11 protein-coding genes and 1 pseudogene are annotated in these 19,006 nt (G+C 71.0%); 8 read left to right on the forward strand and 4 right to left on the reverse strand.

Going from position 1 to position 19,006, the window contains the following annotated elements; translation table 11 throughout:
• The first annotated feature begins 70 nt into the window (after positions 1 to 70).
• A complete protein-coding gene (locus OG520_RS04010; protein ID WP_406012194.1) occupies positions 71 to 1,174 on the forward strand; it encodes a PLP-dependent cysteine synthase family protein in 1,104 nt (367 codons plus the stop codon).
• Positions 1,171 to 2,460, forward strand: a complete 1,290-nt coding sequence (locus OG520_RS04015) for an MFS transporter (RefSeq protein WP_399329878.1) — start codon at positions 1,171 to 1,173, stop codon at positions 2,458 to 2,460. Before OG520_RS04010 ends, OG520_RS04015 begins: the two co-directional genes overlap by 4 nt.
• Positions 2,461 to 2,547: 87 nt before the next feature.
• Here the strand turns inward: OG520_RS04015 and OG520_RS04020 are convergent, their stop codons facing one another.
• From OG520_RS04020 to OG520_RS04030, 3 genes and pseudogenes are all read right to left on the reverse strand, one after another.
• A complete protein-coding gene (locus OG520_RS04020) occupies positions 2,548 to 3,060 on the reverse strand; it encodes an NUDIX hydrolase (RefSeq protein ID WP_406012195.1) in 513 nt (170 codons plus the stop codon).
• Entirely contained in the window at positions 3,057 to 3,707 is a 651-nt protein-coding gene (locus OG520_RS04025) for a hypothetical protein (protein WP_406012196.1), read from the reverse strand. Before OG520_RS04025 ends, OG520_RS04020 begins: the two co-directional genes overlap by 4 nt.
• Positions 3,708 to 3,831: 124 nt before the next feature.
• Positions 3,832 to 4,185, reverse strand: a pseudogene (locus tag OG520_RS04030) (transporter); the annotation flags it as partial.
• A gap of 417 nt (positions 4,186 to 4,602) precedes the next feature.
• Here OG520_RS04030 and OG520_RS04035 point away from each other — a divergent pair.
• Positions 4,603 to 5,946 carry an endonuclease domain-containing protein gene (locus OG520_RS04035; RefSeq protein ID WP_406012197.1) on the forward strand — a complete coding sequence of 448 codons (1,344 nt, stop codon included), beginning with the start codon at positions 4,603 to 4,605 and terminating at the stop codon, positions 5,944 to 5,946.
• A gap of 448 nt (positions 5,947 to 6,394) precedes the next feature.
• On the opposite strand, the gene OG520_RS04040 is transcribed toward OG520_RS04035, so the two are convergent.
• Positions 6,395 to 8,689 carry a helix-turn-helix domain-containing protein gene (locus OG520_RS04040; protein ID WP_406012198.1) on the reverse strand — a complete coding sequence of 765 codons (2,295 nt, stop codon included), beginning with the start codon at positions 8,687 to 8,689 and terminating at the stop codon, positions 6,395 to 6,397.
• Positions 8,690 to 10,497: 1,808 nt separating this feature from the next.
• On the opposite strand from OG520_RS04040, the gene OG520_RS04045 reads away from it, so the two are divergent.
• From OG520_RS04045 to OG520_RS04065, 5 genes are all read left to right on the forward strand, one after another.
• A complete protein-coding gene (locus OG520_RS04045) occupies positions 10,498 to 11,244 on the forward strand; it encodes a MerR family transcriptional regulator (RefSeq protein WP_406012199.1) in 747 nt (248 codons plus the stop codon).
• 223 nt (positions 11,245 to 11,467) lie between these two features.
• On the forward strand, positions 11,468 to 12,937 hold the full coding sequence (locus tag OG520_RS04050; RefSeq protein ID WP_399329873.1) for a SagB family peptide dehydrogenase: 1,470 nt from the start codon (positions 11,468 to 11,470) through the stop codon (positions 12,935 to 12,937).
• Positions 12,934 to 13,743 (forward strand): HlyD family efflux transporter periplasmic adaptor subunit, encoded by an 810-nt coding sequence (locus OG520_RS04055; RefSeq protein WP_406012200.1) that lies wholly within the window; start codon positions 12,934 to 12,936, stop codon positions 13,741 to 13,743. Before OG520_RS04050 ends, OG520_RS04055 begins: the two co-directional genes overlap by 4 nt.
• On the forward strand, positions 13,740 to 15,932 hold the full coding sequence (locus tag OG520_RS04060) for an NHLP family bacteriocin export ABC transporter peptidase/permease/ATPase subunit (RefSeq protein ID WP_406012201.1): 2,193 nt from the start codon (positions 13,740 to 13,742) through the stop codon (positions 15,930 to 15,932). The genes OG520_RS04055 and OG520_RS04060 overlap by 4 nt, the downstream gene beginning before the upstream one ends.
• Entirely contained in the window at positions 15,929 to 19,003 is a 3,075-nt protein-coding gene (locus OG520_RS04065) for an ATP-binding cassette domain-containing protein (protein ID WP_406012202.1), read from the forward strand. Before OG520_RS04060 ends, OG520_RS04065 begins: the two co-directional genes overlap by 4 nt.
• The last annotated feature ends 3 nt before the right edge of the window (positions 19,004 to 19,006 follow it).

The raw sequence follows: 19,006 nt of genomic DNA on the forward strand, positions 1-19,006 counted from the left end.
TGTCCGCTCCCTGATCCCCCGATGCCCCGACGGCCGCTGCCGGCCCGGGGCGAGGAGCCGTGACACCTTCATGAACATCCCCTCGTACGCCCCTGCCCCGACGTCTGCCCGTGGACCTTCCGATCTGGTGGGCCGCACGCCGGTGCTGTGGATCGGTGAACCCTTCGCCGACGCCGGCCGTGGTTTCTGGGCCAAGCTCGAAGGCGCCAACCCGGGCGGCATCAAGGACCGCCCCGGCCTGCACATGGTGGCCCGCGCCCGGGAGCGCGGCGACCTGGTCCACGGTGCGCCGGTCGTCGAATCCTCCAGCGGCACCCTGGGACTGGGCCTGGCCCTGGCCGGGATCGCCTTCGGACATCCGGTCACCGTGGTCTCCGACCCCGGACTCGAGCCGGGAATCCGCCGGGCGCTGGACGCCTACGGCGCCCGCGTCGAGACCGTCACCACCGCGCACCCGGTGGGCGGCTGGCAGCAGGCCCGGCGCGAGAAGGTGGCCGAACTGCTCACCGGAACTCCCGGAGCGTGGTGCCCCGACCAGTACAACAATCCCGACAACGTGGCGGCCTACGCCCCGTTGGCCGCCGAACTCGTCGCGCAACTGGGCCGCGTCGACGTCCTGGTCGCTTCCGTCGGAACCGGCGGCCACTCCGCGGGGGTCTCGGCCGCGCTGCGCCGGACGTTCCCCGACCTGGCGCTGATCGGCGTGGACTCGACCCGTTCGACGATCTTCGGGCAGCCGGCCGGACCGCGGCTGATGCGCGGGCTGGGTTCCAGCATCCACCCGGGCAATGTCGCCTACCCGGCATTCACCGAGGTCCACTGGGTGGCCCCGGCCGAGGCGGTCCGCTCCTGCCGGTCGCTGGCCCGCCACCACTACGCCTCGGGCGGCTGGAGCGTCGGCGCGGTCGCGATGGTCGCCGGTTGGGCCGCCCGCACCTGCCCCGCCGGAACAAGGATCGCCGCGATCTTTCCCGACGGACCCCATCGCTATCTCGACACCATCTACAACGACGGCTGGTGCCACGGCCACAGCCTCCTGGACCCCCCGGTGCCGCTGCCGGACGAGCCGGACGAGATCACCGACCCGGGCGAGCGCACCGTGACGTCCTGGACGCGTTGCCGAACGGTCACCGGCCCGGCCGTCGTCCCTGCCGTACTGGCGGGTGCCCGGTGAGGCGGCTGCGCGCGCAGGTGCGCTCCTTCGAGCCCGGCATCCGGCTGCTGATGGTCAACCAGTTCGGCATCAACCTCGGCTTCTACATGCTGATGCCCTACCTCGCCGACCACCTCGCCCACGGCCTCGGCCTGGCCGCGTGGGCGGTCGGCCTCGTCCTGGGCGTACGCAACCTCTCCCAGCAGGGCATGTTCTGGCTCGGCGGGACCCTGGCCGACCGGATCGGCTACAAACCCATGATCCTGACCGGCTGCGCTCTGCGGACCGGAGCGTTCGCGCTGCTGGCCCTCGCCGACACCGTGCCCGCGCTGATCATCGCCTCCGCCGCGACCGGGTTCGCCGGCGCCCTGTTCAACCCCGCCGTCCGCGCCTACCTCGCCCAGGGCGCCGGAGAACGCCGGGTGGAGGCGTTCGCCGTCTTCAACGTCTTCTATCAGGCGGGCATCCTGCTCGGCCCGCTCGCCGGGCTCGCCCTGCTCACCCTCGAATTCCGGGTGGTGTGCGCCGCGTCCGCGACCGTGTTCGGGGTCCTGGCCGTCGTCCAGGCCCGTGCCCTGCCGGCACGGCGTCCGGCACCGGACGCGGAGCGTACGAGTGGGTGGCGGGGCATCGCGACGGACTGGCGGACGATTCTTCGCAACCGGCCCTTCGTCCTGTTCTCCGCCGCGATGGCCGGCTCGTACCTGCTGGCCTTCCAGGCCTACCTCGCCCTGCCCCTGCAGGCCCGCACCCTGCTGGGCGACGACAGCGGCACCGCGATGGGTGTGGTCTTCGCCGTCTCCGCCGCGGTCGCGGTCGCCGGTCAGCTCCGGCTGACCGACTGGGCCAGGAAACACCTGGCCCCGCCGAAAGCGATCGCGCTCGGCCTGGCCGTCATGGGCGCCGCGTTCCTGCCCCTGCTGCCGGGCCCGCACCACCGCGGCCACGGACTGACCGCCGTACTCGGGCTCGGGGGCCTGGTGGCGTGCGCGGCGCTGTTGGCCGCGGGTGCCGCGCTGCTGTACCCGTTCGAGATGGACACGCTGGTCCGTCTCTCGGGACAGCGTCTGGTGGCCACCTACTACGGCGCCTACAGCACCGTGGCCGGCGTCGCCGTCGCCCTCGGGAACCTCGCCGTGGGAGCCCTGTTCGACCTGGCCACCCGTACCCATGCCCCCTGGCTGCCGTGGACCGCGCTGTCCATGCTCGGCCTCGCCTGTGCCGCCGCCCTGACCGGCCTGCGCCGCACCGGGCACCTGCACCTCGCTCCCACCGCGGCACCGGCCCAGGCGCCGACCACGGCGTGAGAGCGCAGAGGCCGTCGGCCTCGCACCCGTTCCGTGCGAGGTCACCGCCGCCCCGGGGGACGGTCGGCGGTACCGGCTCCGTCGCGCCTACGCCCCGTACCGTGCTCGCACGGCCAGTGCGATCAGGTGGTGGATCAGGAATTCTCCGGGCGCGCGGTTGTCCTTCAGACGGGCGAGGTCGTCGGGGCCGAACCAGTCGAAGGCGGAGTGCTTGGACCGTTCCAGGACCGGGTTGCCCAAGCCACCGTCGACCTCGACGAGATAGTCGGCCTCGTGACGGAGTCCGGCGCCGTCGTCGCCGGTCCAGGTGCTGGTGCCGAGGAACCGCCGCACGTGGCGCAGGCGCCAGCCGGTCTCTTCCTCGATCTCGCGGGCGAGAGCGTCCAAGAGGGTCTCGCCGGCCTCGACGTGGCCGCCCACGATGTCCCACGTGTCGGGAAAGAGCCGGCGGTCCGAGCTACGCCTCTGGGCGAAGGCCGCACCGTCCTGGTCGAGGATGACCGCGCCGACGGTCCAGACCGCACCGGGCACGGGAACGGGCACTTCGACATCGTCGTTCACGGTGAACTGCGAGACCGCACCCCGGTACTGACGCATCATTTCTCCGCGTCGCCGTTCCTGACAGCCACCTGGTCCGACCACGGCGCAAGAACCGTCGTACGCGACTCGGGATGCTCCCGCAGCCAGGCCAGGAGCGGGAGCAACTCGGTGGCCGGAGCGTACAGACGGAGCGAAGCCGCTCCGTCCTCACGGCGGGTTCCTCCCGTGATGCGGTAGGCGCTTGCCGGGCGGGCGAGATCGATATGCAGTCCGTCCGCCACCCGTGCCCCGAGGATCTCGTCCCAGGGCACCTCGACGGCTCCGTACATGTTCGATCGCACCACCATCGGGGTGAGCTCGACCGTCGCCCTCCTGGGCCTGCGCAGGGCGCACGCACCGACCACCGCGAAGGCGGCGGACACGAGCAGCAGAAGTCCGAGCCCGAGCATCACGACCGGCCGGGACCGGCCGGGCTCTCCGTAGCGATTCGGCGTCCGCATGTACGCGTCGCCCCAATGTGCCACCGCGCTGCCGCACATCGCGACCGCGGCAACCGCCAGCAGGCACGCCAGCACGATGAGCGACGCGGCTCGACGCCGTGCCCGGCGGAGCTCCGCCGGCTGCTGCGGCGCGTGGACGACACCCGACTCCGTCGATCGCCACAGTCCGCCGAGTCGGGGAGGCAGCGCGGCGGGAAACATGCACATGACCTTACAGCGGACGCCATACCGGCCATGCGGGCCCGTCGTCGGGCGAGGCGTTCAGCGGCCGGCACAGCAACACCCAACGCAACAAGGTCAGGCCAACCTAAGTGCATGCAGGTTGCGTGACCTGGACGTCGGCTGCCGCCCGTGCGACGGCCTGCCGGCGCGCCCGACGGACTACCTGCATGCTGCCGCTCACGGACGCCACGGTCTCAAGCCCGAGCAGGTCGCTGCCGAAGAGTCGGTAGCGGACCGGATCGATCGACCTCCGGTGCTCACGCACGGCGTGTACGTCGTAGCGCGTGAAGTCGCCGGCGATGCAGATCAGGCACGGTCCGCTCCACAGCACCTGAGATACGGCCGTAGCCCCGAGCCGGTCACGGACCAGGCGCTCAAACTCGGCCCGGTGATCCATCAGCCACGAGAGATAGAACAGGCCCTGGTTGACGACACCGGAATCGACGCCCCGCTTGTACTCGATATTACCGACCGCAGGGGCTCGGACACGGCTCTGAACTGCAACTTCTCACGGACTGCATGTCCGAGGGGAGTTGGGGCATTGCTGTAACTCGTCCGAGCGGTCTCGGTGTTGGTGGTGGTCCTGCGGGTCTCCTGCAGGTCTCCTGCAGGTCTCCTGCAGTGTCCTTCGAGGATCTGCCGGTGACGCTGTCCTGCCGCTTTGGCTCGCCGGGGGACTCTGTTGCTCAATTCGTCTGGGCTCGGGGACCGCGGATGCGCGAGGGCGACTTGCCCGGTTCTTGACGTTCTGGTGGTGAGGCTGCGGGCACGGGAGGTGCTGACGAACCGGATGCTCAGGAATATGGAGTTGCGGGCGGCGGCCCGGCTGACCGAGGCGCTTGGGATCCGTTGCCGCGTTGCAGACCGTTAGCCTGTCGGTATGTCGGAGCGTGTCATGCCCGGTCGCACGGACGGCCTGATCACCCTGGTTGCCGCGGACGCTCTGTGGGTCGATTTGACGGCCGACAGTGCTGTGCCGACGGCTTCTGGGGCATTCACCTGCTCTCCTGCCCGTGCCCAGGTGAGGTACGTCCTGCTCGGCGGCCATGTGGTGTCGACGGTGCGGGCGAGCAACGGTCAGTGGAGTGTTCCGGAGGTCGAGGTGCGCCGGGCGGCCGCGGAACTGAACGCGGTCGGGATGGATCGGCACGACCTCGTCCGCATCGGTCCGTTTCGTGGGGCGCCGAGGCAGGAGTGCAACGAGGAAACGCCGCTGCGTTGGCGCCGGCGCATCAAGGGGGAACTGCAGGAGCTGGGCGGCCCCGAGCGGGCAGCACGACGTGAAGACGCCCGGCCGTACCATCTGGCGGGGATCGACTGGCGACAGATACTCGTGGAGCAGACCCGCGACGGGACGCAGCGCACGTGGTGGCTGCCGCGCGCTGTGGTCAGGCTGCTGGACGCGGCCGAGCACGCCGAAACGCAGTGGGTACAAGCCGCGCGGACCCGCCAGGCAGGCGCAGCCGTCACCGAGCCGCCCTCCCACCCCCGCCAGGCCCGAGACGCCGGCGGTCGGCAGACGACGAGCCCCGAGGGCCCCACCCCCTCACTGCGCCCGTACAACAAAGAGCTGGAAGGCCAGCTGTACTCGGCGCTCAGCAGGAAGCCCGGTACCTCCCGCAAGGTGGCTGGGTGGGCGTGCGCCGTCTGCCGCACCGCGCCCGCCACCGTGCTCGACCACTGCCACGAACACGGCTACGTCCGCGCCCCCGTCTGCCAGTCCTGCAACACACAGGAACGCCCCGACCACCTGTACAGCAACGACATCCGCGTGGCGAACCGCTACACACGCCTCTTCCACACCGACACCGACGACTGGCTCCGCCACTGGCACCGCTGCCCCGGCTGCCGCGCACGCACCACCCTGCCCCTGCCGCACCTCGCCGCATGGACCGCCCACATAGCCTGCCGATCGCTGCGCCCGACCCACCGCGCCCCCCGCGGGCGCAAGCCCTGCGGTGTCCTGCGCGTGTCCTGGACGGGCAGTCAGAACGCGCCCCGTTCCTGCCTGCTCACTGTCACCGTCGACTTCTGCCCCTCCGGCGAGCACCGTGTCCTGGCGCGAGTCCCCTACCGCGAAGCCGCCGAGCGGTTTCGTGCCTGGTTGGCCGAGACGGCCCCTGCCGTGGCCGCCGCGGCCGGTCCTGACCGCCTGGACGGCCTCCCTGCCCAGTTCCGGCCAGTCATCGCGGACACCAGCGGCGAGGGCCTGGAACTGTTTTGAGCGGGCACCGGGAAACCTGACACCCCACCGCCACCTCGCAGGTGCCGGCTCCCGACACGGTCACCCCGCACGCCCCAGCGAAATGCGCAGCAGAGTCCCGCGGCGCAGCGTGCGTCACAAGATCGGCGCGCTGCTTGTCACCCGTGTGCTGGCGAACGCGCTGCCGGGCCTGGACGGAAGCTTCGATTCCCCCATGGGACGGCGAGGGCATCGCGGCGTTCCCAGCCGATCCCACACGCAACCACCGGGCCCCACGACACGAACCCCAACCGTGCTGAGAAGCGGACGGATGGCACCGCACGTTGGCTCCACCCCGGCCCACCGTGAAGCCCTCGAACCGGACAACTCGCCTCCAATCGCCACGAGGACCGCCGAAACTCGCAGAACACCCATTGAGGATCCGCGCGAGCCGTACCCGAATCGTGGCACTGTCCTGCCGAGGCTGTGTTCACCCGGTGCAGTCGGGCAGTCGCCTCAGGTGGGCGGCGGCTTCAGTGTGGCGGGGATGGTTGAGTTCCGTGAGGGTGCGGTGGGCCGTGATCAGGGCGGCGCGGGCTTCCTTGTGGCGGCCGAGGTGGTGCAGGGCGATGCCGAGGTCGAGGCGGGCAGGTGAGCTCCAGGCCGGCATGTCTGCCGCCTCGAAGGCAGTGAGCGCTTGGCGCAGGGGGGCTTCCGCCTCGGACCAGCGGGCGAGCACGGCAAGGTCGCAACCGAGGTGGTGGAGGGTGGCGGCGTGGTAGACGGCGATCAGGTCGGGTGACTGGCCGGGGATTCCCGCGCGGCAGATGGCCTCGCTGCTGAGGTGGATGGCGAGGGCCTGGCCGGCATGGCCGGTCTCGCGCAGCACGATACCGAGGGTGTTGAGGGTGGTCAGTTCGGCGAGACGGCCTTGCGGGGTGGTGTTGTCGCGGTGGCAGGCGGCGGAGTCGCGCAGCCAGGCGATGGCCTCGCCTGTGCGGCCGAGACGTTTCAGCGCACCGGCCCCGTAGCCCAGGGCCCAGCCCATCTGGAGCCGGTCGCCGCTCTCCCGGGCTGCGGTGAAGGCCGCGTCGGCGGTCTCCAGGGCGGCATGGTGGTCGCGGGTGCACATGTTGTAGGCCCAGGCGAGATAGTTGAGGTGAACGGTCTCGTCCACCCGGCTGCCCAGCGCACGGGCGGCAGCGACGGCGAGTTGGAACACCTCCGCCCACTGCTCCCAGTGCTGGGTGCGGTCGGAGAACCAGTGCATGGCCTCGGCGGTGTCGATGACCTGCCGGTGCCATCCGGCGGCCTGGGCGTGGTGGAGCGCCCAGAGCCATTGGGCACGTTCGGCTTCCAGCCAGGCGCGGGCCGGTTCAGGGCCGGTGGGGGCAGTCACGGGGTCGGGGTCGCCGTCGGGGGCTCGGCGGTGCTCCGCGTCGAAATGGAGCGCCGCCGCCGTGGCCCGGGTCAGCATCCAGCGGGCGGTCCGGTTGCGGGCGCCCGCGAGGGCGGCGGGGTCGTCGTCGGCGGCGAGCTGCTCGGTGGCGAACAGTTTCAGCAGATCGTGGAAGCGGTAGCGCTCGGTTTCCGGGTGGGTCTGGAGAAGTCCGCGGTCGGCGAGGTCCTGGGCGCAGAGGCGGGCCCGGCGCAGCGTGGTGCCGGCCAGCAGGGCGGCGGTCTCCGGGCTGAAGTCGGGGCCGGCCGCCAGGGCGGCGCGCCGCAGCAAGGTACGGGCGATCGGGGTGAGCCGGCGGTATGACAGCGCGAACGCGGCCCGCATTTCGAGGCTGCCGGCTCTCAGAGCGTCCAATCGGCTTTCTTCGCGAGCGAGTTGGGCGACAAGCTTGCCCAGGCGCTCCTGCGGCCGGATCGCCAGGCGCTGTCCGGCGATCCGGACGGCCAGCGGCAGGTGGCCGCACAGATCGGCGAGGTCGCGGGCGGCCTGGGCCTCCCGGGCGACGCGCTGTTCGCCGATGATGCGGGTGATCAGTTCGACGGACTCCTCTCGGTGCAGCAGGGCGAGGTCGATGCGGTGTGCGCACTCCAGGCCGGCCAGGGCGTGGCGGCTGGTGACGACGGTCAGCGAGCTGCCCCGGCCCGGGAGCAGCGGGCGGAGCTGGTCCTCGTCGGCGGCGTTGTCCAGCAGCAGGAGCAGTCGACGGACGGCGGCGATCGAGCGGAACAGGCCTGTGCGGTCCTGGGTGTCGTGAGGGATGGCACGCTCGGTCACGCCGAGGGCGCGCAGCAGGCGGGCCAGGACCTCGCGTGGGTCAGCGGGCCGTTCGTCCATGCCGCACAGGTCGATGGCGAACTGGCCGTCGGGGTGGTGCGGGGCGAGGGTGTGTGCGGCGTGGACGGCGAAGGCGGTCTTGCCGAGGCCCGGCTGTCCGGTGACGACCGCGACAGGTGCCGCGTCTCCTCCGGGGTGTTCGGCCAGGGCACGCAGACGGGCCAGGGCCTGGGTACGGGCGGTGAAGTCACTGAGGTCGCGCGGCAGCGGCAGGGCGCCCGAGGGTGCGGCGGCCAGGCGTGGGCGGGGCCGGCCGAAGGCGGCGACCCGTTCCAGGTCTCCGCGGTCCGCAGCGTCCAGGGCGAGTGCGCGGGCCAGGGCCTGCACGGTACGGCGCTGCGGTCCGCGAGTGCGGCCGCGTTCCAGGTCGACGAGGGTGCGGACGCTCACTCCCGCGGCGTGGGCGAGTCGTTCCTGGGTGTGGCCGGCGCGGACGCGCAGGCTGCGCAGCAGCTCCCCGAACCCGCCGTGCGCGGATCCGCCGCTGCTCATGATGCCGCTCCCCCCGGCGGTGCACCACGGCCGCGGCGCGAACCGTCCGGCAGCAGGGTGCGGGACGTGGTCCTACCGGATGGGAGGTGGTTCTGCCAGGTGTACGGCCTGGTGATGCGGCTCGGCGCCGGGTCGTTGGACCAGGTGCTGCCGGGACCGGCTGCTGGTGGACGCCCGCTGGCAGAGGCTCGGCAGGGCTGCCGCACGTGCAACGCTCCTCGTGGTGCTGCGCTCCCCCGGGTGCGGCGCGAGCTGTACGACAGAAGTATGCCGGATGCAGTCCTGCGGGTTGAACTGCCTGGTCCGCGCTGCCGGGCGCGTGCTCGACTGGGTCCGGCCCCGCTGCCGGGGCACGGCGGGTGACGGCAGTATCCGGGTGAGGCGTCGATGCGCCTGGCCCCGGACAGGATCGGAAGGTGGCGATGGGGATGAGCGGCGACGCGCGCATGTCGAGCCGTCAGATATACACAGTCGGTGCGCTGGCGGGGGTGACGGTGGGGTGCAGCGGGCCGTGGACGCCCAGGGCGGCCGCGGGCGGCCGCACCGGCGCTCTTGTGCTCGCCACGCCAGGACGACGAGGCGCCCGGCTTGACCGGGTCGGTCCTGGAGCACCAGGCCACCGGACGGCCGGTCCGCCCGGTGCTGGTGGCGAAGGGCGCGAACAACCAACCGGCCGGGACGATGAACGAGGCCCCGTGCCCGATGACCGTCGGCCCCGGTCGCCACCCATACTCTGCGGGTGGCTGCCACGGCCTGACGTGGCCGATGGACGGGCGCGTCGTGATCGCGCTTGGGCGGCCTCGGAGTTCACCGCCTCGGAGGTGGCCCTGGGCGCCGACGAGGTCATCAACCTGAAGGTGCCCGCCCCCCGTCCGACTCCGCCAGGAGCTGCAATCGGTTCCTGGAAACGGTGAAGGCGGAGTGCGAGGCCATCGCACAGCGGAAGCCGGGCGCCTCGCACCAGTCCACGGTCGGCCGGTGGCCGCCGGGATCCAAGGCCCTCAGCAACGCGTCGTACCTCCCTCTTGGTGCGGGTGGGCCCCGGGCTCGTACGGCCCGGCGGACCGCGCTTTGTGATCCCGGGAGGGCTCTTTCCCGGAGGCGTATGAGGGCTCTGGAGGAGGTTCGTCTCCAGGGCGGACGGGGGCGCGCGGTGTGCCCGACGGGTATGACGGTCATGGCCGAACCCGTGAATGCCGCACGGCGCCCGTGCGAGCCGCCGTCGCGGAGCGTGCGGCGGATCGTCTGCGCGTCTACCGCCGCATTGCCGCCGTACCAGGGCGTGTTCGAGAAGTAGCGTCGTCCGCCCGGAGGGCGGGTCTCGCGAGGTCTGGCGCGTGCGATCGCAAGGCGCCGGGGTGCCCTCGTAGCGGAGCTACCAGGGCATTTCGGCAACGCGGCGAGCGTGCGTGTCAGACCCCGCGAGACAGACGGGACTTCTCGAACACGCCCTGGGCAAGGAAGACCACCTGGTGCTCGGTGGCTCCCGGGGCTGCGCCCGACGGGTTCGCCACCCTCCACGACAGACTCAAGGCCGACTCCCGAGGCCGCAGAGCCGACCATTCAACCGCACGCCCTGTGGCTGTGCGACCACCACATCGACATCACCACGGTGCCGGCCCTGCCGGCGGACCCCTGCTCCTCGGCCTGGTGCGGCCCTGGGCCGCGTCTCCCCCTGGTGAGTACCGTTGCACCGTGCCGGCTCCTTGTCCCGGCCCATCGCCGCTGTCTCACCAGGTGTTCGGAGTGATCGCCCCGGTCATGCCCCACCGTCCGCCGATCAGCCCCGGCCCGTGGAAGGACACACCATGACATCGAGCCCCCTGTCCCTCACGAGCCCGGATCGTCCGGCCGCCCGCTACACCGTGGAGGAACTCTCCAGAATCGTCGGCATGTCACCGAGGAACGTCCGAGCGCACCAATCCCGCAAGCTGCTGCAGCCGCCGATCCGCAGAGGGCGGGTCGGCTACTACGACGACACGCATGTGCGCAGACTGGAGCACATCGTTTCACTGCAGCGGCAAGGCTTCAATCTGGTGTCCATCGGCGCCATTCTCGGTGCGGAGGGCCGCGATGACGACCGGGAAAAGCTCACCGCCGCCCTGCAGCGGGCGATACGGGAGAAGCCCGGCGTTTTCCACTCCTTGAACCGGCACGGCATGCTCGGCTGGGACGAGGATGGCGCCGTGCGCATCGCCCGACCCGGTGTCTTGCGTGCCGCCCTGGACCTCGTCCGGGCGGGAATCCCTGAGGCGGTCACCCTGCAGTGCCTGGCGCGGTTGCTGGACCGGATCGACGGTGCCGCCGAGGAGCTGATCAAGATCGTCGGCGCGGACATCCTCTCGCTCAACCTTCCTTGCCACGAACGGAATTCGGCTGCCGGATTGGATGACCACAGCACCGGCACATTCACCCAGGGACTGGTGGAACTCCTGGCGAGCGCCTTCCGCGCGGCTGCCGAGAACCACGGCCGGGAACTGGCCGCGGACCTGCTGGCGAGCAGCTACGGGTCCGCGCCCTGGGTCGAGGAATCCGTCGTCGTCGAGAACGGCTGAGCAGCCCGGCTCCCCCGAGCGGGCCGATGACACCATTCCGTGCCGTGGTCGATCCGATGTTGGGCACGGGATCGATCCTTTCGCCGAGGACCGGCCCGATCCGCACTACGGTCGGTGCCGGCCGGGATTGCCGCAGGCGTTGCGGGACGGCTGAATGCCGTATTTCGATCCGTCCCTGCCCACTCGCCGCACGACCGTCCCCGTATCAGGATCGTGAAATCCCATGAATCGCACGTCCCCGTTGCCGGGTGCCGCCAAGGTCGAGAGCTATCGGCTGCGCGCCGACGCACGGTTGACCAACGAGCCGGGCGGGTGCCTGGTGCTGGAGCAGTCCCGCTACCGGCTGCGCCTTCCCGACCCGGAGGCCGGCCGGCGGGCGCTGCTGCTGCGCATGGCGGAGGGTTGGCTGAGCGACCTTCAGATAGCCCAGCTCGTCACCGGCCTGGAGGGCGAAGCGCGGATCCTGCCCGCTCAACTGCTTGTACGCCGACTGCTATTGCACTCCTGGCTGGAGCGCCGGATCGCCGCCGGAGCCCGGGCGCTGCTGGACGTGGTGCCCCGTGGGCTCGGGGCGCAGAGCGGTCCCGCCCGGCGCCTGCACAGCGCCGGGGTGGTCTACCGACTGTCCCGGTTCGCGGTGCTCCGCACCGATCAGGGGCGGATGCTGGCCCATTCCCCGCTGAGCACCGTCGCCATCGCCTGCGCGCACACCCAGCTGGGCGCCGTCCTGGCGGGCGCGGCGGCGAGCGGGGTCAGACGGCTCGACGTGGCCAAGGGACTGGAGGTGGACGAGCCTACCGCCGGCCACTTGTTGGACGAGCTGCTCTCCGCCCAAGTCCTGGTGACGTCCGAGGAAGCCGAGGCCGAGCTCGAAACCGCTCCGATGGGTTTGTGGTCGCCGGAGGAACTGTGGCTGCACGACCGGACGCGGCCGCAACGCCACGCGGCGCCGATCGGCGCCACCTACCGCTTCCGCGGTGTCCTGGAGCCGGAGCCTCCGCAGACGAGCGGGCCCACAGCGCGTCGCACGATTCCGCTGCCCGCGCCGTCCCCGCGCCCCGCCGAGGCGACGCCGGACTCGCTGGCGGCGGTGATGTCCCGTCGCCGCAGCGTGCGCCACCAGGACGACGCCCGGCCGATCTCCGCAGCCCAATTGGCCGAGTTCCTCCATCGGGTCCAGCGCCTCGAACCCGCCGCCACCGGCAGCGTCGACGGCCTGGAGACCGGCAGGCGCCCGTACCCGGGAGCGGGTGGGATCGGTGAACTGGAGATCTACCCGCTGATCTCGCGCTGCGCCGGACTGGAGAGCGGGCTCTATCACTACGACTCGGTGCGGCATCGCCTGGCGGCCGTCGCCGCCACGGGCCCCGAGACCGCGAAGATGCTTTCGTTCGCGCGCGCCACGGCCACCATGCCGAACCCGCCGCAGGTGTTGTTCGTGATCACCGCACGGATCGGGCGCCTGATGTGGAAGTACGAGGGAATTCCGTACGCGCTGGCGCTCAAGGACGCCGGAATCCTGACCGCGTGGATGTACCTGGTCGCCACCGACATGGGTCTGGCCCCGTGCGCGCTGGGGGCGGGAGACGTCGCCTCGTTCGCCGCGCTGTCGGGACTGGACACGCTGGTCGAACCCGCCATCGCTGAGTTCGCCCTCGGCTCTTGCCCGTCCGACTCCGAGGAGCAGCTTTGAGATTCCGCAAACAGGCCCTTCGAAAGCTGGAATCACCCGAACAACTCGACGAAATCGCCCGGCTGGCCTCGATACCCACCTGGTTGACGACGGTGGCACTCCTGGTCGTGGTGCTCTCCGTCGGCACTTGGTCGGCGTTCGCCACGGTACCGAAGACCGTCACCGCCCCCGGGGTGCTCACCCACGCTGCGGGCGCCGTCACCCTGGACGCCACCCGGCAGGGACAGGTGGGCGCGGTCCTGGTGGTCCCGAACCAACGGGTCCGCAAGGAGCAGCCGCTCTACACCCTGGTCAGTCAGAACGGCTCGACCGTGACGGTCACCGCGCCGTGGACCGCGCACGTTGTCAGCGTCCGGATCTCCGAAGGGGAGATGCTGCTGCCCGGGAGCAAAGTCGCCGTTCTGGAGCGGCTGGACACGCCCGGCGACCGGCTGGAGGCGATGGTCTACGTACCGGCGACCCACGCCCCGCTGCTGCGCGTCGGCATGCCGGTGCGACTGTCGACCCCGGTGGCGCCGGTGAGCGTCTTCGGCACACTGTCCGGAACGGTCTCGGCCGTCGGCTCCCTTCCGGAGACCGAGGAATCCCTGCACGCCTTCCTCGGCGCCGACCGCGATGTGACGCCGTTCCTCACCGCCGGTTCGGTCGTCGCGGTGACCGTCCGCCTCACCCCCGACGCCGAGTCGCCGACCGGGCTGAAGTGGTCGCGCTCCTCCCCGTCCTTCGCGCTGAACTCGCAGAGCGCGGTATCGGCGACCCTGACCGTGGCCCAGGAGCACCCGCTGAATTGGCTGGTGAACCAATGAGTCCGACCATCCCGAAGCGCGGCACCGACCGGCCGACCGCCAAGCGGGTGCGCACCCCCACCGTGATCCAGATGGAGGCCACCGAGTGCGGGGCGGCCTCACTGGGCATCGTGCTCGCCCACTACGGCCGCCACGTCCCGCTCGAAGAGCTCAGGCAGGCCTGCGGGGTGAGCCGGGACGGCTCCACCGCGGCCAGCGTCGCCAAGGCGGCGCGCCGATACGGGCTGACCGCACGAGGCCGGCAGAGTCCCATCGCGGACCTCGCCTCTGTGCGGCTGCCGGCCATTCTGTACTGGAATTTTGAACACTTCCTGGTGCTGGAGGGCATGGGGCGGAAGGTCAGACTCAACGACCCGGCCACCGGCCCTCGTACGGTGAGCTGGGAGGAGTTCGACGACGCGTACACGGGCATCCTGATCACGCTGGAACCGGGTCCCGGGTTCGAGCCCGGAGGACACCCGTTCAGTCTGGTCCGCACGCTGCGGGAACGCTGGCGCAATCTCGGCTCAGTCGTGCCGCAGACCGCGATCCTCGGCCTCCTGGTCGCTATGGTCGGCATCGCGGTGCCGGCCCTTACCCGGGTCTTCGTCGATCGGGTGCTGCTCGGCTCGGACTCGGGCACCTCAGTCGCGCTGGTCGCGGCCATGGCCGTGGCCACCGTGATCACCCTCGTCGCCGGATGGCTGCAGCAGCGCCTGCTGGTGCGCGCCGAGACCGCGGTGGCGCTCGGCAGCGCGGCACGCCTGATGCGGCACATGCTGCGGCTTCCGTTGGGCTTCTTCAACCAGCGCATGGCGGCCGATCTCGCTCGCCGGGTACGCACCAACGACGTGGTGGCCGACATCTTCACCCGGCGTCTGGCATCCACCGCGGTGGACATGGCACTGGCCCTGTCCTACGCCGCGCTGCTGTGCCAGTACGACCTCGTCCTGGGGCTGTGTGCGCTGGTCTTCTCCGGCCTCAACGTGGTTGTGCTGCGCTGGCTGTCCGCCATCCGCGCGACTGCCATTGCAGGCCTGCAGGCCGAACGCGGCCGGCTCTTCGCCGCCGTGTACACCACCATCTCGATGATCGAGACCGTCAAGGCCAGCGGGCAGGAGGAGCTGAGCTACCAGCAGTTCGCCGCGCGCCAGGCGGCGGTCACCACAGGTCAGCAGAAAGCGGGCGTGCCCGCCGCCGTCGTGGCAGCGGTGCCCGCCCTGCTCGCCGCGCTGAACACCGCCGTGCTGATCGCACTGGGCAGTCACCTCGTCCTGACCGGCACCCTGACCGTGGGAGTGCTCGTCGCCATGCAGGGCCTGGCCGTCGCGATGAACCGGCCCGTCACCAGCCTCACCACGGTCAGCGCCCAGGTCGAGGAAATCGGCGCGGACCTGCAGCGCCTCCAGGACGTGGAACGCTATCCGCTGCCACCCGCACCTGTCGTCTCCGGCGCACCGACACCGTTGGAAGGCCACGTGGTGCTCGACAGGGTCACCTTCGGTTACAACCCGCTCGTCCCACCGCTCCTCCAGGACTTCTCACTCGAGCTGCCTCCTGGCGCGCGGGTGGCACTGGTCGGCGGCTCCGGCAGTGGAAAGTCCACCGTCGGCCGGCTGCTCGCCGGCCTGTACCAGCCCTGGAGCGGGCGGATCACCATCGACGGCCGGGATCCGCACACGCTCGACCCGGGGCTGTGGGCCGCCACCATGGCGATGGTCGACCAGGACAAGATCATGTTCGAGGGCACGGTACGGGACAACATCACCCTGTGGGACCCGACCATCCCCGACGAGGACGTCGTGCAGGCCCTCAAGGACGCCTGCATCCACCAGGAAGTGGCGGCCCGGCCCGGCGGCCTGGCCAGCCCGGTGCACGAAGGCGGACGCAACTTCTCCGGAGGCCAGCGCCAACGTCTGGACATCGCCCGCTCCCTGGTCCGCAACCCCCGGCTGCTCATCCTGGACGAGGCCACCAGCGCCCTGGACACCGAGACAGAGCGACTGATCGACTCCAACCTGCGCCGCCGGGGCGCCACCTGCCTCATCGTTGCCCACCGCTTGTCCACCATCCGTGACTGCGACCGGATCGTTGTGCTGCAGCACGGCCAGGAGGTCGAACGCGGCACTCACGATGCCCTCATGGCACGCGACGGTTCCTACGCGGCACTCATCCGGCACCACGCGAAGTCAGCGGGGGAAACCACATGAACACCGTCGTTCCGCCCCAGGACTGGGACCTGCTCGCCCAACTGGCGGCCCCCGGCTCCACCGCGACCCGCCGCATCGACGGGCGACACACCGTCTACCTGGTCGAAGGCGGGCCGGCCGACATCTTCGCAAGCCGTCTCGTGCCCGACGGCGACACCTCCCGGCAGCACTTCGTCGCCCGCTGCCCCGCCCACAGCGCGATCCCCTCCTCGACCGCGACCGGCGAGTGGCAGCTCACCGTGGTGCCACTGGCCGGCGGCCGGCTCCGCGGCGTCGACCACGACCAGCTCTCCAGGCTGTGCCGCCAGGTCCAGCCGGAGGAGTCGGACGGCTGCCGGCCGCCCGGTCGCGATGACCGGATCGCCGACGTGATCAGCGACGCGCTGGATCGTGCTCTGCAGGCCGTCTCGGACGCCGTACGCTCCACCAGCGCCCCGCGGGATGCCCAGGTCCTGCGCTCCCGGCAGATCGTCTCGCTCACGCGCGGCCGCACGGTCGTCGGAAGCGGCCGACCGTGCTGGATCCGGCTGGCGGATGGCCGCATGAGCAAGAACGGCTTGGCCGGACGTGAGGCGCTCTTCCTCGGTCTCCAGGACTGGACCCGTGCGGAGTCCGACTGTCTGGTCGAGCTCCTGAACACCCCGGACCTGCTGCGCTCCGGAGCCCTGTTCGAGGCGGTCGACCAGCAGATGGCCCATCTGGTGCGTTCGCTCGGCGATCGCGCCCTGGCCGCCGACACCGTGTTCCTGCACGCTCTCGATGTCCGCAAACGCGCGGCCGAGCAGATGGTGGCAGCGAGTGCCCGACGGGCCCTGGGAGTGCTCGGCGCCAACCGCGCCCGCGGCGGGCGACTCGCCACCGACGGCGCCCAGGACGCCCGAGCCTGGGCGGTCGAGACCCTCCAGGTGGTCACCGAAGGAGCGGACGTCACCGTGACCGAGCCGCCCACTCACACGCCGGGAACCAGCAACCCTGGCGACGAACTCCGAGCGGTCGCCCAGAGCTCGGGGCTTCACCTGCGTCAGGTCCGGCTGTCCACGAAGTGGTGGCACAACAACGTCGGACCGCTCATCGGCTGGCGCCCGACCCAGGCAGTCGGCTCGGCATCCGCTGATCAGCCGACGGATACGCCGACCGGCGGCCCGGCCGTGTCGGCCGGCACCGAAGGGGATGCCCGGCTGATTCCGGTTCCCCTGCTGTTCGCCCGCGGCAGGTACTGGATGGTCAACCCGCACACACGGGCGCGTACCCCGGTGGACCAGCGGCGCGCGCAAACCTTCAGCCGGAACGCCACCCTGGCCCAGCTGCCCCTGCCCGCGCACAGCAGCCTGCGGCAACTCCTGCGCCGGGGGGCTTTCGGCACCGCGTCGGAGCTGCGTTCCATGCTGGCCAACGGAGTTGCCGTGGCGTCGCTCAGCCTCGCCACCCCGCTGCTGATCGGCCAGGTGCTCAGTTCCCTGACGTCCGGAGGCCTTCAGGACCTTCCCTGGGCCACCGGGCTGTACCTGGTGAGCGCCGTCGCAGCGGCCCTGTTCACCGCGCTCCTGAATCTGCACGCGTTGCGGCTGGAGGACCGTTTGGAATCGGGGGTCCAACTCGCCCTGTGGGACCGGCTGATCCGGCTCCCGTCCGACTTCTTCACCCAGACCACCAGCGGCGTCCTGGCCAGCAAGATGCTGGGCACCGCCTACGCCCGCCAGGCCTTGAACGGGCTGGCGACCCGAACCTTCCTCGCCCTGCTGACCGCGGCAGCCGGACTGGCTCTGACTCTGAAGATCAATCCCGTCGTCGGTCTGTACACCCTCGTGCTGCTGGCCGGCACCAGCGGCCTGGGAGTCCTCTTCGGTGCGGCGATGATCCGCCGTCAGCGCCAGGCCCTGCCCGCCGAGCACCACGCCGCGGCAGTGACCAACGAGATCTTCGGCGGCATCATGAAGATCAGGCTGGCGGGCGCCGAGAACGCCATGTTCAGCCGCTGGGCGCAGGCCACCGTCGCGGCCCGCGCCCGGCTGCAACGCGTTCACCGGGTGCAGGGAGCCCTGTCCGCGGTCGCCGTCACCGTGCCCATCGCCGGACAACTGATCCTCTTCGCCGTCCTGGCAGGCCCTTTGCGGGGCCAGGTGCCGGCGAGCGGCTTCTTCACGCTCAACGCGGCCTTCGCCCTACAACTCCAGTCCATGATCCTCCTGGTCACCAGCGGTGCCGAGTTCGTCGTCGTGCTCCCCCGCCTGCACGGCCTCTCCGAGGTACTGACCGCGCGGGCCGAGCGGGAACCCAGCCACGTCCAACCGGTGGACCTCCGGGGGGAGATCGAGATCGTCAACGCGACCTTCGGCTACCCGGGCCAGGACACCCCGGTGCTCGACAAGGTGACACTGCACGCCCACCCCGGCCAGTTCATCGCGATCGTCGGTACCAGCGGCTCCGGCAAGTCCACCCTCCTGCGGCTGCTGCTCGGCTTCGAGCGCCCGCGCAGCGGCTCCGTGCTCTACGACGGACAGGACCTCGCCGAGCTCGACGTGCAGACCGTACGCCGGCAGTGCGGAGTGGTCCTCCAGGACGGGCGGCTGTTCAGCGGCACCATCCGGGAGAACATCTGCGGCGCCCAGCCCTACTCCGTCGAGCAGGTCTGGGAGGCCGCCGCCATGGCAGGGCTCGACGAGGACATCCACCGGATGCCCATGGGTCTCAACAGCTTGCTGTCCTTCGGCGGCGGCGCCCTGTCCGTCGGCCAGAGGCAACGTGTCCTCATCGCCAGGGCGCTGATCTCCAAACCGCGGGTGCTCTTCTTCGACGAAGCGACCAGTGCTCTCGACAACCACACCCAGGAGATCGTCACCGCCAGCACCCAGCAACTCGCCGCGACCCGAATCGTCATCGCCCACCGGCTCTCCACCGTGATCAACGCGGACGTCATCCTGGTCATGGACCAGGGCCGGATCGTCCAGAGCGGCACCTATCACGAGTTGCTCGCGGACACCGGTGGACTGTTCCACCGGCTTGCCCAGCGCCAGCTCTGGGCGCAGTCGGCGAATCCGCGCGATGCGGCCGCAATCTCTCCAACTCCATGACGG

Origin of the sequence: Streptomyces sp. NBC_00984 (genome assembly GCF_045162475.1) — a bacterium.
GTDB lineage: Bacteria > Actinomycetota > Actinomycetes > Streptomycetales > Streptomycetaceae > Streptomyces.